At 69.3% G+C, this 14926-nt stretch carries 13 protein-coding genes; 9 read left to right on the plus strand and 4 right to left on the minus strand.

Annotated features, from left to right (window positions below; all coding sequences use genetic code 11):
• The first annotated feature begins 32 nt into the window (after positions 1–32).
• A complete protein-coding gene (locus ACFPMG_RS34670; RefSeq protein ID WP_377000655.1) occupies positions 33–2549 on the plus strand; it encodes a sensor domain-containing protein in 2517 nt (838 codons plus the stop codon).
• A gap of 96 nt (positions 2550–2645) precedes the next feature.
• Positions 2646–3029, plus strand: coding sequence for a hypothetical protein (locus ACFPMG_RS34675; protein ID WP_014198290.1), 384 nt, complete (start codon positions 2646–2648; stop codon positions 3027–3029).
• A 6-nt stretch (positions 3030–3035) separates the two neighbouring features.
• Here ACFPMG_RS34675 and ACFPMG_RS34680 read toward each other — a convergent pair whose 3' ends face one another.
• The 3 genes from ACFPMG_RS34680 to ACFPMG_RS34690 all read right to left on the minus strand — a co-directional run bounded on the left by ACFPMG_RS34680 (position 3036) and on the right by ACFPMG_RS34690 (position 6516).
• Positions 3036–3554: a hypothetical protein gene (locus ACFPMG_RS34680; protein WP_014198289.1), complete on the minus strand. Its 519-nt coding sequence runs from the start codon at positions 3552–3554 to the stop codon at positions 3036–3038.
• Between the two features lie 103 nt (positions 3555–3657).
• Positions 3658–5346, minus strand: coding sequence for a DHA2 family efflux MFS transporter permease subunit (locus tag ACFPMG_RS34685; protein ID WP_377000658.1), 1689 nt, complete (start codon positions 5344–5346; stop codon positions 3658–3660).
• 63 nt (positions 5347–5409) lie between these two features.
• Positions 5410–6516, minus strand: coding sequence for an HlyD family secretion protein (locus ACFPMG_RS34690; protein ID WP_377000660.1), 1107 nt, complete (start codon positions 6514–6516; stop codon positions 5410–5412).
• A 291-nt stretch (positions 6517–6807) separates the two neighbouring features.
• On the opposite strand from ACFPMG_RS34690, the gene ACFPMG_RS34695 reads away from it, so the two are divergent.
• On the plus strand, positions 6808–7428 hold the full coding sequence (locus tag ACFPMG_RS34695) for a TetR/AcrR family transcriptional regulator (protein ID WP_353860343.1): 621 nt from the start codon (positions 6808–6810) through the stop codon (positions 7426–7428).
• A gap of 23 nt (positions 7429–7451) precedes the next feature.
• Here ACFPMG_RS34695 and ACFPMG_RS34700 read toward each other — a convergent pair whose 3' ends face one another.
• The gene (locus ACFPMG_RS34700) at positions 7452–8126 is read right to left on the minus strand and encodes a zinc-ribbon domain-containing protein (RefSeq protein ID WP_377000662.1); all 675 of its coding nucleotides are present in this window, start codon (positions 8124–8126) and stop codon (positions 7452–7454) included.
• Positions 8127–8345: 219 nt separating this feature from the next.
• Between ACFPMG_RS34700 and ftsE the strand changes: the two genes are divergently transcribed.
• The 6 genes from ftsE (at position 8346) to ACFPMG_RS34730 (ending at position 14793) form a co-directional block, all read left to right on the plus strand.
• Positions 8346–9026 (plus strand): cell division ATP-binding protein FtsE, encoded by a 681-nt coding sequence (gene ftsE, locus ACFPMG_RS34705; protein ID WP_014198283.1) that lies wholly within the window; start codon positions 8346–8348, stop codon positions 9024–9026.
• A 22-nt stretch (positions 9027–9048) separates the two neighbouring features.
• Positions 9049–9951 carry a cell division protein FtsX gene (locus ACFPMG_RS34710; protein WP_137105488.1) on the plus strand — a complete coding sequence of 301 codons (903 nt, stop codon included), beginning with the start codon at positions 9049–9051 and terminating at the stop codon, positions 9949–9951.
• Positions 9952–9986: 35 nt separating this feature from the next.
• Positions 9987–10622 (plus strand): YdcF family protein, encoded by a 636-nt coding sequence (locus ACFPMG_RS34715; RefSeq protein WP_377000665.1) that lies wholly within the window; start codon positions 9987–9989, stop codon positions 10620–10622.
• Positions 10623–10635: 13 nt separating this feature from the next.
• Positions 10636–11418: a lysophospholipid acyltransferase family protein gene (locus ACFPMG_RS34720; protein WP_109070317.1), complete on the plus strand. Its 783-nt coding sequence runs from the start codon at positions 10636–10638 to the stop codon at positions 11416–11418.
• Positions 11418–12401 (plus strand): alpha/beta hydrolase family protein, encoded by a 984-nt coding sequence (locus ACFPMG_RS34725; RefSeq protein ID WP_377000667.1) that lies wholly within the window; start codon positions 11418–11420, stop codon positions 12399–12401. Before ACFPMG_RS34720 ends, ACFPMG_RS34725 begins: the two co-directional genes overlap by 1 nt.
• 118 nt (positions 12402–12519) lie before the next feature.
• The gene (locus ACFPMG_RS34730; RefSeq protein WP_377000669.1) at positions 12520–14793 is read left to right on the plus strand and encodes an adenosylcobalamin-dependent ribonucleoside-diphosphate reductase; all 2274 of its coding nucleotides are present in this window, start codon (positions 12520–12522) and stop codon (positions 14791–14793) included.
• The last annotated feature ends 133 nt before the right edge of the window (positions 14794–14926 follow it).

Below are 14926 nucleotides of genomic sequence, written 5' to 3' on the forward strand. Positions count from 1 at the left end.
AGATGCGGGCGCACCGCGGCGGTGAGGGGGCTTTGAGCAGCACGATCGAGCGATATCTGCTGGCCGAGAAAGCCGGCTCCGAAGGCGTCTGGGACTGGGACCTTCGCAACGATACGATGTTCCTGTCTCCCCGCTTCAAGGAGTTTCTCGACCTGCCGCCGGGCGACGTCAATCGCCCGGAAGATTGGCTCGACCGCGTTCACCCCGACGACATCGACTGGCTCTACGCCTCCTTCGAAGGCCAGATGGTCGGCGTTTCGCTGCCTTTCCAGATCGAACACCGCGTCCGTCGTGCCGGAGCCGGCTTATCGCCGGACGATGGCGACTCCAACTGGCGCTGGCTGGTCTGCCGCGGCATGGCGGTCCCCGACGAATCGGGCGATCCGGTCCGCCTCGTCGGGTCGGTCGCCGACATCACCGACCGCAAGCACGCCGAACGCCAACTGCGCAAAAGCGAAGAGCGCTACGCGCTCGCCGCCGCGGCCAGCAACGACGGTCTGTGGGACTGGGACCTCGACGCCGGAACCGTCTACTACTCGCCGCGCTGGCTGTCGCTCCTCGGGCTGGAGGAAGGCAGCGTCGGCAGCAGCCCGGACGAATGGATGGACCGCGTCCATCCCGACGACCGACAGTCGTTGCGCGAAACGCTCGGCGCGTTGGGCGGCGACGATACCGTTTTCCAGATCGAGTACCGCGTGCGTCACGCCGATGGCGGCACCCGCTGGATGGCCTGCCGCGGCATCGCGGTGCCGGACGCGCAGGGCCGCCCGGTGCGGCTGGTCGGCAGCCAGGCCGACGTCACCGACCGCAAGTCCGCCGAACAACGCCTGCTGCAGAGCGAGGAGCGCTACGCGCTGGCCGCCGCCGGGGCCAACGACGGGCTGTGGGATTGGCGGCTGGACACGGACGAGGTCTACTATTCCCCCCGCTGGGCGGCCATGCTCGGCTTCGTCGTGGACAGCCTGTCCAACCGCATCGGCGAATGGTTCGACCGCGTGCATCCCGACGATCTGGCCGGGCTGCGCACCGCCTTCGACCTGCATCTGACGGGCGAGCGCGAACATCTCCAGCACGTCTTCCGCATCCAGGCCGCCGACGGGGACGAGCTGTGGATGCTGGTCCGCGGGCTCGCCGTGCGGGACGGGTCGGGCCGGGCGGTGCGAATCGCCGGCTCGATGACCGACATCACCGCCCAGAAGCGCGCCGAGCAGCAGCTCCTGTTCGACGCCTTCCACGACGGCATGACCGGGTTGCCCAACCGCACCCTGCTGCTGGACCGCATCGGGCAGGCGCTCGACCGCAACCGGCGGGCCGGCGGCAAGGCCTTCGCCGTCATCTTCGTCGATCTCGACCGCTTCAAGTCGATCAACGACGCGCTGGGGTCCAGCGTCGGCGACCGGCTGCTGAAGACCATCGCCGAGCGGCTGGACGAGACCCGCCGCATGGGCGACACGCTGGCCCGCCTGTCGGCGGACGAATTCGCCGTTCTGCTGGACGGCATCGACGACGTGGGCGACGCCCTGTCCGCGGCGGAGCGCATGGGCGAAGCCGTCGCACGGCCGCTGGCGCTGGACGGCCACGAGCTGGTGCTGTCCGCCTCCATCGGCATCGCCCTCAGCGTCTCCGGCTACGACCGGGCGGAGGAGATGCTGCGCGACGCCAGCCTCGCCATGTACCGCGCCAAGTCGGGCGGGCGGGCGCGCATCGACGTGTTCGACAGCAACCTGCGCCGTCAGGCGATGGCCCAGATGCGCACGGAAACCGACCTGCGCATGGCTCTGGAGCAGAACCAGCTCGTCCTCTACTACCAGCCGATCGTCGCCCTGTCCTCGGGACACATCGCCGGGTTCGAGGCGCTGATGCGCTGGAAGCATCCCGAGCGCGGGCTGGTCCCGCCGGGCGAGTTCATCCCGCTGGCCGAGGAATCGGGCCTGATCGTGCCGATGGGCCGCTGGGCGCTGCGCGAGGCGGCGCGCCAGCTCGGCCAATGGCAGGCCCGCTTCCCCCGCCCCACCCCGCTGTTCATGAGCGTGAACGTCTCCTCCCGCCAGTTCAGCGACGACGACCTGATCGGGCTGGTGAGCGAGGTGCTGCAGGAAAGCCGGGTTCCGCCATCGAGCCTGAAGCTGGAGATCACGGAAAGCCTGCTGATGAAGGACCCCGCCAAGTGCCGGGTGCTGATGCAGGGTATCCGCGACATGGACGTGCGCCTTTCGATCGACGATTTCGGCACCGGCTACTCGTCGCTATCCTATCTGCACAAGTTCCCGGCGGACACGCTGAAGATCGACCGCAGCTTCGTCCAGGCCATCTCGTCGGGCGAGGGCAACGCCGCCATCGTGCAGGTGATCGCCACGCTGGCCGCCATCCTGGGCATGGAGGCGGTGGCCGAAGGCGTGGAGACCGAGTTGGAATCTGAATTTCTGCGCGACATCCTGTGCAAGTACGCGCAGGGCTACCTCTACGCCCGCCCGGCCCCCGCCGACGCCATCGAGGCGTTGCTGGTCCGCGAGGCGGAGGAACCGCTGGTCGTGCCCAGCCTGGCGTAAGGCCTCTCCCCACCCATCCAACGGACACTTTCCCCGGCCCCGCCCTTTGTGCGAGTGTCCGCGCTCTTTCACCGGGACAGATCAGGATTCTGCGTTATGGCCGACCGCAACTGCGGAGAATGCACGCTGTGCTGCAAGCTGATGGGCGTGCCCGAGCTGAAGAAGCCTTCGGCCAAGTGGTGCGTGTCCTGCGACCAGGGGAAGGGCTGCACCGTCTATGAGGAGCGTCCGCAGTCCTGCCGGAACTTCCAATGCTTCTGGCTGATGGACGAGAATTTCCCCGACGAGTTCCGGCCCGACCGCATCCACGCCCTGGCCGCCTTCAACGACGTCAAGGACAGCTGCGTCCTCCACGTCGATCCGGCCAAGCCGCGCGCCATGTCCAGCCCGAAGGTCAACGCCCTGATCGACGCGCTTCTCAAGAGCTACGCCAAGGTGTTCGTGCTGTCCGGCAAGGAAAGCGCGCTGATCCAGCGCTGAGTCCGGTTACGCCGCGCCACCGCGGAAGTTGAGCAGGCTCGGCGCCTTGTCGATGATCTCCTCCAGGATCAGGGAGGCGGTCTCCAGATCGCGTTCCAGGTCCTGGCCCAGCTTGCCGGCGTAGTTGGGGCGCTTCAGCTTCTCGTGGGCGTCGTGCAGGCTGCGCAGCTCCGCCACGAAGATCTCGCGGGCGCCCATCGGCAGGATCGGGTTGGCCGACAGCACGAAGAAGAAGCGCATGCTGGCCCGCACCAGAAGGGCCAGCATCACCGTGTCCAGCCGCTCGAACTGGTCGCGCAGGTCGTCGGAGCGGGTGTCCACGAGGTTGCGCAGCCGCTGCTCGATCAGGATGACCAGCGCCTGGAACTCGCCCACCTTGTCGCGGAATTCGCGGTAGGCGCCGAAGCTGTGCTTGCTCGCCTCATGCTCGGCCAGCTGGGCGAGCTTCGACGCCTCCCGGCACTGGCGCTCCAGCGCGGACAGCAGTTCCTTGACCTCGGCGCGGGTGTATTGGCGCTTGCTCATGACGGCGGAAAGACCCTTCGACGCGACGGCCTGCCCTATAGCACGAAGACGGGCGCCGGTCACCGGGACGCTTCACCGGCGCGACGAGTGGGAGGCCGAAGGATCAGTGATCCGCCGCCGCCGGTTTGCCGCCCGGGCGCCGCACCAGCGGCATCAGCAGAAGCCCGCCGAAGAACACACCGGCCATCAGCAGCAGGCAGTCGTTGAAGGTCAGCACCATCGCCTCGCGCTCGACCATGCGGGCCAGCGTCTTCATGGCGGCGGCCTGCGGGTCGGCGACCAGCCCGTCGAACTTGGTCGCCAGCCCGTCCAGCGTCTCCTGCACCAGCGGGCGGGCGAGGTTCAGGTTGTCGCCCAGCCGGTTCATGTGCAGGGACGCCCGCTCCAGCAGCACGGTGTTGATCGCCGCCAGACCGATGGCGCCGCCCAGGTTGCGCATCAGGTTGTAGAGGCCCGACGCGTTCTTGAGCTGCTCCGGCGGCAGGGTGCCGAGCGCGATGGTGTTCACCGGGATGAAGCACAGCATCAGCGACAGGCCGCGCACCGCCTGCGGCAGGAACAGCTCCCAGAAGCCGGACTGATTGGTCAGGTGGGCGTTCAGCCAGACGCCGGTCCCGAACAGGCACAGCCCCATCGCCAGCATCACCCGCAGGTCGAGCTTCTTCGACAGCACGCCGGCAATCGGCGCGGACAGGAACTGGAAGGCGCCGGTCACGAACATGATCGTGCCGATCTGCAAACTGTTCAGCCCGCGCACGCGCGCCAGGAACAGCGGCTGCAGATAGACCGCCCCGTAAAGCCCGATGCCGATGATGAAGCTGTAGAGCGAGCCGATGGCGAAGTTGCGGTCCAGGAAGGCGCGCAGCTCGACGATCGGGTTGCGGTAGGTCAGGACCCGCCAGAAGAAGCCGATGGCGGACACCGCGGCGACCACGGCGAAGACCGCCACATACTCGTCCTCGAACCAGTCCTGCCGCGGGCCTTCCTCGACCACGAACTCCAGGCTGCCGAGGAAGGCGGCCATCAGCCCCAGACCGATGAAGTCGAAGCCCTTGCGCAGCGCCGGGTTGGGCTTGTCCACGTCGACCAGCGTCCAGACCAGCGAGGTCACGGCGATGCCCGGCAGCACGTTGGCCAGGAACAGCCAGTGCCAGGAGAAGCTCTGGGTCAGCCAGCCGCCCAGCGTGGGTCCGAGGGTCGGCGCCATGGTGGCGACCAGACCGATCATCACCGACACGCCGGCCCGCTTTTCCGGCGGGAACAGGGAGAAGCTGGTGGCGAAGACGGTCGGGATCATCGCGCCGCCGATGAAGCCCTGGAGCGCCCGCCACACGATCATCGATTCGATGCTGGAGGTGAAGGCGCAGGCGACGCTGGTCAAGGTGAAGCCGGCGGCGGCGATGGTGAACAGCACGCGGGTGGAGAGAATCCGCGCCAGCATGCCGGACAGCGGGATCATCACCACCTCGGCAATGAGGTAGGAGGTCTGCACCCACGAGATCTCGTCGGCGCTGGCCGCGAGGCCCGCCTGGATCTCTGACAGGGAGCTGGAGACGATCTGGATGTCCAGGATCGCCATGAACATGCCGACGACCATGGACAGGAAGCCCAACCAGTCGCGGGTGGTCACCGGGCGCGGCCCCGCCGCGGGTGCGGAAGAAGGAGCCGCCGCGCCCCGGCCCGCGGGGGGCGGGGGAGTTTGGAGCCGGGACGCGGCGGTCTCGCCGCCCGCGTCCGCCGGGGGATTGGCGGTGCGGGCGGTGGGCGTGTCGTCGTTGGTGATGGCGGTCATGGTCGCCCTCTCCAGGACGAAATCGGTTGATGCAGAAGCGGTTGTCGGCGCGCGGGGGTGCGGTTACTTCGACGCGACCGTCCGGCCGGGGACCAGCGCGCCCATGACGGTGCCGGCGTTGTGCGGCTGGTCCTCGGCGCCGCGGGTGTCCACCTCGGCGACCACCGACAGGCCGGGGCGCAGCAGGCCGGACAGCACGCTGTCGCGCGGCAGGGCGATGCGCACGGGCACGCGCTGGACGATCTTGGTGAAGTTGCCGGTCGCGTTCTCCGGCGGCAGCAGGCTGAACTGCGAGCCCGACGCCGGGGCGAAGCTCTCCACCCGGCCGAGCAGATGTCTGTCCGGATAGGCGTCCACCTCCACCGTCACCGGCTGGCCGGGGCGCATGCGGGCGAGCTGCGTCTCCTTGAAATTGGCGACCACATAGACGTCGGGCAGCGGCACCAGCGAGAGAAGCTGCACGCCCGGACGCGCGTACTGGCCGACCTGGACGCCGCGGTTGCCGACCACCCCGTCCACCGGGGCGCGGATGACCGTGTTGTTCAGATCGTTGCGCGCGGTCTGCAGGGCGGCCTCCGCCTGACGCAGGCGGGCGTCGGTCTCGCTGCGGCTGGCGTTCAGCACGCCGACCTGATCCTGTTCCGCGACCAGCGCGGCGCGGCTGCGGGCGGTCTCCGCCGTCGCCTTGCGCAGGTCGGCGTCCGCCGTCTCGAACTTCTGGCGGCTGGCCCAGCTGTCGCTGGCGAGCGCGCGGGTGCGGTCGAAATCCTGCTGGGCGCGGCGCTGCTCGGCCTCGGCGCTGGAGACCGAGGCGGCGGCCTGGTCGATGATCGCCTTCTGGAGCTGCAGCTTGCTGTCGATGGTGCCGAGCGCCGCCTTCTGCGCGGCGACGTTGGCCTCGGCCTCCGCGACCTTGGCGCGGAAGTCCTGGTCGTCCAGCACCGCAAGCACGTCGCCCGCGGCGACCTGCTGATTCTCCGCCACCCGGACGTCCCGCACATAGGCGGAGACCTTGGGGCTCACCACCGTGATGTCGCTGTGAACATAGGCGTTGTCGGTCGACTCGAAGAAGCGTCCCTCGGTCCACCACTCCCAGCCGGCGTAGCCGCCACCGGCCAGCGCCGCCACCGCCACACCCGACAGAACGATCTTCCGCACGGCCTTGACCATCGCAATCCAGCCCACCCGTTTCGGTTCGTCCCTGGCCTGGGCCGGCTTGACCGCCGCCTCGCCGGAACTGAACCGTTCAGTTTAGTCTTGCGAAAACATGATCGCGGGCCTACCTGTTGTCAAGAGTGAACTGAACGGTCTAGTTTTAACGTTTGGGATTGTGGTTGAATGCGGAACGCGTTACGGCAGCGGGGACTCGGCGCACGAAGTCCCGCAAGCACCGCCGGCACCGTGGTAGAACAGGACGCAAGGCCGGTTTCAGGACACCCGGCTTCAGGACATGAGGAACGCATGAGCACGCTGGTCGCCCCCACCCCGGAGGCAGGATCGAAGCCCGCGCAGATCCTGGAGGCCGCCGGAAAGCTGTTCCTGGACCATGGCTACGGCGCCGTCAGCATGGACGCCATCGCCAAGACCGCCAACGTGTCCAAGGCGACGCTCTACGCCCATTTCGGCAGCAAGGATGAGCTGTTCCGCGTCATGGTCGCCCGCGAGTGCAAGGGTCACGCGATGGCCGCCGTCTGCGAGGAGGCGCGCGCGCTCGACATGGCCGACGGGCTGCGCCTGATCGCCCGCCAATTCGTGACGATGATCCTGTCGCCGCAGGCGCTGGCCGGCTACCGCGTGGTCGTCGGCGAGGCGCACCGCTTCCCCGAGCTGGCGAGCGCCTTCTACGAGGCGGGCCCGGCCCGCACCATGGAGCACATCAGCGCCTTCATGACCGACCTCGACCGCCGCGGCCTGCTGCGCATCCCCGACCCGCAGTTGGCGGCGGAGCAGTTCGTCGGACTCGTCAAGTCGCACACGCATCTGCGTTTCATGCTGTGCCTGTCCGAACGCCCGACGGAAGAGCAGCTGACCCGGATCGTCGACGGCGCGGTCTCCCTGATCATCCGGGGCTACGCGCCATAACGGGCCGGTGCCCGGCGCGCCCCTCAGCGGCCGCCGTCGAAGGTGATCATGACCTCCAGAACCCCGGCGGCGTCGGGCTGGACATCGCGGAAAGTGGCGATCTCACCGGGAAGGATCTGCGGCGGCACCGGCGCGACGGTCCAGTTCCGCAACGGCTGGCGGTCGGCGCCCAGCGCGGTGACCCGCAGCGCCGGCACCGTGCGCAGCGTCTCGGAGACGTTGACGATCTGCCCCTCCACCAGCAAAGCGGCCTTGCCGTCCTCGGTCTTCTGTTCCGAGCGGACGTTCTGAAGCTGGAGGCCGGTGCCCGGCGGCTCCACCGGCAGGCCGACCGTCTCGTAGAACAGGGCGGCCGGAGGCCACAGCCGCACCAGGGTGGCGCGGCCGAAATAACCGGCGGCACCGATGGCCAGCAGGACCGCCACGAAGGCCCCCCAACCGACCAGCGCCCGGCGCCGCGCGCCGGGGTCGGCCGCAGGCTTGGCAGCCGCCTTCGTCCTGGAGGGCGGCGTCTTGGCGGAGGATGGCGGGACCGGGTGGAACTCGGTCACCGCGTCGGGATGGAAGACGGGATCGTCCTGCGGCGACTGCCACCACATGTGGCCGCATTGGGCGCAACGCACCTTCCGGCCCTGCGGACCGACCGCCGAATCGGCAAGAGTGTACCGTGTGTCGCAGGCCGGGCAGGTGATGATCATAGATGCCGATCGTTGTCACCGAATTTGCAGACTGTCCTTATAGGTAGTCATGAGGTGTGAAGCAAGGAACGCACGGGCGCAGCGCGTGGCCGCCCCGTTCAAGCCAATGGGCGCGGTGAGGCGGACAGCGGTGGACGCGCCGGCCCCTGCCGGTGCATTGTCCATCCGCGCACCCGGCGGGACGCCGCCGGGGCCTTCCGTTGCGCCTTTGGTGGGACCGTGATCCGTTTCGAGAATGTGGGACTGCGCTATGGCACCGGCCCGGAGGTGCTGCGCGACATCAGCTTCACCCTGCCGCCCGGCTCGTTCCACTTCATGACGGGGGCGAGCGGGGCCGGCAAGTCGTCGCTGCTCAAGCTGATGTATCTGGCGCTCCGCCCGTCGCGCGGGCTGGTCACCCTGTTCGGCAAGGACATGGCGCGGGTCAAGCGCACCGACCTGCCGGCGCTGCGCCGCCAGATCGGCGTGGTGTTCCAGGACTTCGCCCTGCTCGACCATCTCTCGGCGCTGGACAACGTGGCGCTGCCGCTGCGCATGGGCGGTGCCCGCGAGTCCGATGTGGTGGAGCACTGCACGGAGATCCTGCGCTGGGTGGGGCTGGGCAACCATCTGAACTCCCTGCCCTCCACCCTGTCGGGCGGGCAGCAGCAGCGCGTCGCCATCGCCCGCGCGGTCATCAACCGCCCGCGCCTGCTGCTAGCCGACGAGCCGACCGGCAATGTGGACGACGGCATCGGCATGCGCCTGCTCTACCTGTTCGAGGAGCTTCACAAGCTGGGCACCACCGTGGTCATCGCCTCGCACAACGAGGCGCTGATCCGCCGCTTCGAGCACCCGCGCCTGATGCTGGAGAACGGGCGCCTGCACGTCCTGCCGGCGCACGCCTCGCGCTGGGCCTGACGCGGAGGAAAGGAGACACGCCATGGCCCTGCCGCCGCTGACCCGCCGAAACTCCGACCTGCCGCTGGCGAAGGACCCGACCTCGCGCTTCCTGATGTGGCTGACCGCGCTGATGGTCTATCTGGCCGCGCTGGCGCTCGCCGGGGCCCTGCTCGTCTCCGACATGACGCGGCGCTGGGACAGCGGTCTGGCCGGCGGGCTTACCGTGCAGATCATGCCGCTTCCCGACAGCGCCCAGGCCGCCCCGCTGGAGGAGCGGACGGAGGCCGCGCTGACCGTCCTGCGCGCCACCCCCGGCATCGCGACCGCCAGCGTCCTGTCCAGCGGCGACGTCGGCCGGCTTCTGGAGCCGTGGCTGGGCAAGGAGGCCGCCGATCCGCTGCTTCCGATGCCGCGGCTGATCGACGTGATGACCAACGGGCCGGTGGACACGGCGGCGCTGGCGACGCGCCTGACCTCCGCCGCCCCCGGCGCCACGCTGGACGACCACGCGGTGTGGCTGGCCGACCTGCGCCGCTTCGCCGGGGCGATGCATCTGGCGGCGCTGGGCATCGTGGCGCTGATCGGCGGGGCGGGGGTGATGGCGGTGATCTTCGCCGTGCGCTCCGGCCTCGCCATCCACCGCCATGTGGTGGAGCTGCTGCATCTGATGGGAGCCACCGACCGCTACGTGGCGCGGCAGTTCGAATCGCACGTCATCGGCCTGACCCTGCGCGGCGGGATGACCGGGCTGCTGCTGGCCGCCGGCACGCTGGGCGGGATCGGCCACGCCGCCGCCGGGCTTCACGCCAGCCTGCTGCCCGACCTCGCCACCTCGCCCTGGTGGGCCGTCGCCGCGCTGGCTGCCGTGCCGCTGGCCGCCTGCCTGCTGGCCGCGCTGACCGCGCGCTGGACGGTGCTGCGCACGCTGGAGTCGATGCCGTGATTGCGCTCCCGATCCGTCCGTCCGGAGGCTGAGGGATGGCCCACTCGCGGCGCGCCCGGGTCCTGCGGGCTTTGCGACGGCTGCTGCTGCTGGCGATGCTGGGCGGGCTGGCGTGGCTCGGCGGGCTGATCTGGTTCGCCGCGTCGATCCCCCGCAGCCCGCCGCAGCCCGGCAGCGCCGAGGCCACCCGCAACACCGACGCCATCGTCGTGCTGACCGGCGGCAGCGGCCGGCTGAGCACCGGGCTGGAGCTGCTGGCTGACGGGCGGGCGCACCGGCTGTTCGTCTCCGGCGTCTACGAGGGGCTGGAGGTGCAGGAGCTTCTGAAGCGCTCCCGCCAGTTCCCCGGCGAGATGGAATGCTGCATCACGCTCGGCTATTCGGCGGACAGCACGATCGGCAACGCCTACGAGACGGCGGACTGGCTGCGCGCCCAGGGCTACGGCTCGATGCGGCTGGTCACCGCCAATTACCACATGATGCGCAGCCTGCTGGAATTCCGCATGGTGATCCCGGAGGTCGAGGTGGTGCCCCACCCCGTCGCCTCCCCCAACGTGCATCTCAACGACTGGTGGCTGTGGCCGGGCACGGCGAATCTGCTGATGACCGAGTACAACAAGTACATTGTGACGCGCCTTCGCTACACGCTTGAGAAGCTGATCGAATCCTGACAAGTTCCCGGCCATGATCTTCCTGCGTTCCCTCGCCTTCAACGTCGCCTTCTATGTGTGGACGGCGGTCATCTGCGTCGGCATCCTGTGGTCGCTGCTGCTGCCGCGACGCAGCATGATCCGCGTGATCACGTGGTATTTCGGCACCGTCTCGTGGCTGGAGCGCACGCTCGCCGGCATCCGATACGAGGTGCGCGGGCGCGAGCACGTCCCCAAAAGCGGGTCCTTCCTCCTGGCCGCCAAGCACCAGTCGGCCTGGGAGACGATGAAGCTGCACTTCCTCGTCAACGATCCGGCGATCATCCTGAAGCGCGAGCTTCTGTGGATCCCCATCTGGGGCTGGTACGCCGCCAGATCCCGGATGATCGCCGTCGACCGCGGCGCCAAGGGCCGCGCCGTCGCCTCGATGGTCCGGAACGCACGCCCGGTGCGGGACGAGGGGCGGCCCATCGTGATCTTCCCGCAGGGCACGCGGGTCGCCGTCGGCGCCTACCGCCCCTACCGGATCGGCGTCGGCGTGCTCTACGACCATCTCGACATCCCCATCGTGCCGATGGCGCTGAACGCCGGCCTCTACTGGGCGCGCAACAGCTTCATCAAGCGGCCGGGCACCATCATCGTGGAGTTCCTGCCCCCCATCCCGCCGGGCCTGGGCCGCGCCAAGGCCATGCAGGAGTTGGAGGAGCGGCTGGAGGCGGCCACCGACCGGCTGGTCGTCGCCGCGGGCGGCCCCGCGACCGTGCGGCCGAAGGCGGCGGAACCGGCCACCGCCGCGGTGAGCGAAACCGCGTCCTGATGCGCCGGGGCGCGGCCTTCGCCATCCTTGCGGGGTTCGCCCTGTCGATCGCAATGGCCACAGACGGCCACGCCCAGTCGCAGCCGAGCGCGGAACGCTTTTCCAACGCCGCGGTGACCGGGGGCGTCACCATCACCCGCAAGGGCTGCGCCGCGCTGGAAGCGCAGGAAACCGCGGCCTGGGTCGAGGTGGATGGGCGCGGGGAATGCCTGCGCTACTACGCGGCGGGGCTGCGCCCTGCCCCCGGCCCCAACCCCATCGCCGCGGCCTGGATGCACGGCGACATCATGGGGACCAAGCCGACCTCCGTCGGCCACCAGGAGGGGCTGGGCGTCGCCGCCATGATCGACCAGGAACGCGCCCTGGCTGAGCGGTTCGGCATTCCCTTCCTGTTCCTCGCCCGGCCCGGCGCCTATGGCAGTTCCGGCCGTTTCTGGACGACGCGCCACACGCCGCGCGAGGCGGCCCTGATGAACGCGCTGCTCGACGTCCTGAAGGCCCGCTACGGCGTGACGGCATGGGCGCTGGGCGGGCACAGCGCCGGCGGCACGCTGACCGCCGAGTTCCTCGCCCGCCGCCACGATCTGCGTTGCGCGGTGATCTCCTCCGGCGCGCCGGCCTATCGGGCCTATCTGGAGGCGCGCGGGCTGCGGACGCTGCTGGCCCGCCCGCAGGGCTGGTTCGACCCCGCCGCATCGCTCGACCGCATCCCGCCCGATCCCAGACGCCGCGTCTTCGTCATCGGCGACCCGCGCGAGACCAACATCCCGTTCCACACCCAGCGCGGCTATTTCGACGCCCTGGCGGCGCGCGGGCACGCGGCGTGGCTGGTGCCGCTGGAACGGGCGCCCGCCCCGCGCCATCACAGCCTCGTGGACTTCGGCGAGACCGCTCTCGGCCTGTGCGGGTCCGATGCCGACACCGGGCGGATCCTGGCGACGCTCAAGGCCATGCCGGAACAGCGGGACCGCATCAGCAACTGACGGCTGGAACGCAAGCGGAACGGCCGGGTTGACCCCCGGAAGCGCGCACCCTACTCTTCGGGCAATGCTGTCGGCAGGCCTGAATTGCAGACCGGCCGCCCGCGCAAGGGGAGGATGCATGACGGGGATCGCCGCCATTTCCCAGCGGATCTGGGACATGAAGTACCGCTTCAAGTCCGCCGCGGGCGATCCTATCGACCAGACCGTCGCCGACACTTGGCGCCGCGTCGCCATGGCGCTCGCCGCGCCCGAGTCCGATCCGGCGGTCTGGGCGCCGCGATTCGAACGGGCGCTGTCCCGCTTCGAGTTCCTGCCCGCCGGGCGCATCCTGGCCGGCGCCGGCACGGGCCGTGCGGTGACGCTGTTCAACTGCTTTGTCATGGGGCAGATCGAGGACGACCTCGGAGCCATCTTCGCGCATCTGCGCGAGGCGGCGCTGACCATGCAGCAGGGCGGCGGCATCGGCTACGATTTCTCCACCCTGCGGCCCAAGGGCGCCTTCGTGAAGGGAGTCGGCGCCGACGCCTCCGGCCCGCTGTCCTTCATGGACGTGTGGGACAGCATGTGCCGCACCATCATGTCGGCGGGCGCCCGGCGCGGCGCGATGATGGCGACCCTGCGCTGCGACCATCCCGACATCGAGGATTTCATCGACGCCAAGCGCGAGCCCGGCCGGCTGCGCATGTTCAACCTGTCGGTCCTGGTCACTGACGCCTTCATGGACGCCGTGCGCGAGGACCGGCCCTGGCCGTTGGTCTTCGACGGTCGGGTCCACCGCGAGGTGCGCGCCCGCGGCCTGTGGGACCGCATCATGCAGGCCACCTACGCCTATGCGGAGCCGGGCGTCATCTTCATCGACCGGGTGAACGGGCAGAACAACCTGAATTATTGCGAGTCCATTTCCGCCACCAACCCATGCGGCGAGCAGCCGCTGCCCCCCTACGGCGCCTGCCTGCTCGGCTCGATCAACCTCGCCGCCCTGGTGATCGACCCGTTCGAGGAGACGGCCCGGCTCGACACCGACCGGCTGAAGGAACTGACGGCGCTCGCCGTGCGGATGATGGACAATGTGGTGGACGCCTCACGCTTCCCGCTGGAGGCACAGGCGCAGGAAGCCCACGCCAAGCGCCGCATCGGGCTGGGCGTCACCGGGCTGGCCGACGCGCTGATCCTCTGCCGCACGCGCTATGGCGGCGAGGCGGCGGTGGCGCTGACCGAGTCCTGGCTGAGGATCATCCGCAACGAGGCCTACCGCGCCTCCGCCCTGCTCGCTGCGGAGAAGGGCGCCTTCCCGCTCTACGACCGCGACGCCTATCCGAACGCCCCGATGGTGCGCGGGCTGGACGAGGACGTGCGCGGCCTGATCGCGGAGCATGGCATCCGCAACGCGCTTCTGACCTCCATCGCGCCGACCGGGACGATCTCGCTGTTCGCCGACAACGTGTCGTCGGGGATCGAGCCGGTCTTCTCCTACAGCTATGAGCGCACCGTCCTGATGCCCGACGGCACCCGCCGGACCGAGGAAGTGAGCGACCATGCCCACCGCCTGTTCCGCGCGCGGTTCGGGGCCGAGCAGCCTCTGCCCGATTACTTCGTGGACGCGCAGTCCCTGACCTCGGCGGAGCATGTGGTGATGCAGGCGGCCGCCCAGCGCCACGTGGACAGCTCCATCTCCAAGACGATCAATTGCCCGGAGGATCTGCCCTTCGACGCCTTCAAGGACGTCTATTGGCAGGCCTACGAACTGGGCTGCAAGGGCTGCACCACCTACCGCCCGAACGCGGTCACCGGCTCCGTCCTGTCGGTGAAGAAGGAGGGCGCGGCATCGCCTCCCGTTCCGATGGCCAAGCCGCCCGACCGTCCGGAGACCCTGCCGGGCGAAACCTACAAGGTGCGCTGGCCGGACAGCGACCACGCCATGTACATCACCATCAACGACATCGTGGAGGATGGCCGCCGCCGGCCCTTCGAGGTCTTCATCAACTCCAAGAACATGGAGCATTACGCCTGGACCGTGGCGCTGACCCGGATGATCTCCGCGGTGTTCCGCCGCGGCGGCGAGGTCGGCTTCGTGGTGGAGGAGTTGAAGGCGGTCTTCGACCCGCGCGGCGGTGCCTGGATGCAGGGCCGCTACGTCCCGTCCCTTCTGGCGGCCATCGGTGACGTGATCGAACGGCACCTCAAGGCCATCGGCATGCTGCCGGACGACGAGGTCGCCGACGGGGCGCTGACCGCGCCGCCGTCCGCCGACACCGCCCCCGGTTCCGCACCGGTGGTCATCGGAACCGAGTCGGCCAATCTCCGGCAATGCCCGAAATGCGGCCAGCCCGGCCTGATCCGGCAGGAAGGCTGCGACAGCTGCCTGAACTGCGGCTATTCCAAATGCGCCTGAGGACGGTCAGCACCGCGACGGCTCGCCGGTGTCGGTTTACGCATAAACTGCGAATGATGCCCCATAAGCTGGGAACTGACACTCCATAAGCTGGGAATTCGATGAGAGAAGCGAAAGGGGCCGAATGGCCTCT

The sequence above is a fragment of the Azospirillum himalayense genome (assembly GCF_042657465.1).
Lineage (GTDB): Bacteria > Pseudomonadota > Alphaproteobacteria > Azospirillales > Azospirillaceae > Azospirillum > Azospirillum himalayense.

Bases quoted from the DNA above. Each gene is read 5' to 3' on its own strand.
- ACFPMG_RS34730 (WP_377000669.1), top strand. From the start codon at position 12,520: ATGACGGGGATCGCCGCCATTTCCCAGCGGATCTGGGACATGAAGTAC.
- ACFPMG_RS34700 (WP_377000662.1), bottom strand. From the start codon at position 8,126: ATGATCATCACCTGCCCGGCCTGCGACACACGGTACACTCTTGCCGAT.
- ACFPMG_RS34710 (WP_137105488.1), top strand. From the start codon at position 9,049: ATGGCCCTGCCGCCGCTGACCCGCCGAAACTCCGACCTGCCGCTGGCG.
- ACFPMG_RS34725 (WP_377000667.1), top strand. From the start codon at position 11,418: ATGCGCCGGGGCGCGGCCTTCGCCATCCTTGCGGGGTTCGCCCTGTCG.
- ACFPMG_RS34695 (WP_353860343.1), top strand. From the start codon at position 6,808: ATGAGCACGCTGGTCGCCCCCACCCCGGAGGCAGGATCGAAGCCCGCG.
- ACFPMG_RS34720 (WP_109070317.1), top strand. From the start codon at position 10,636: ATGATCTTCCTGCGTTCCCTCGCCTTCAACGTCGCCTTCTATGTGTGG.
- ACFPMG_RS34690 (WP_377000660.1), bottom strand. From the start codon at position 6,516: ATGGTCAAGGCCGTGCGGAAGATCGTTCTGTCGGGTGTGGCGGTGGCG.
- ACFPMG_RS34715 (WP_377000665.1), top strand. From the start codon at position 9,987: ATGGCCCACTCGCGGCGCGCCCGGGTCCTGCGGGCTTTGCGACGGCTG.
- ACFPMG_RS34680 (WP_014198289.1), bottom strand. From the start codon at position 3,554: ATGAGCAAGCGCCAATACACCCGCGCCGAGGTCAAGGAACTGCTGTCC.
- ACFPMG_RS34675 (WP_014198290.1), top strand. From the start codon at position 2,646: ATGGCCGACCGCAACTGCGGAGAATGCACGCTGTGCTGCAAGCTGATG.
- ACFPMG_RS34685 (WP_377000658.1), bottom strand. From the start codon at position 5,346: ATGACCGCCATCACCAACGACGACACGCCCACCGCCCGCACCGCCAAT.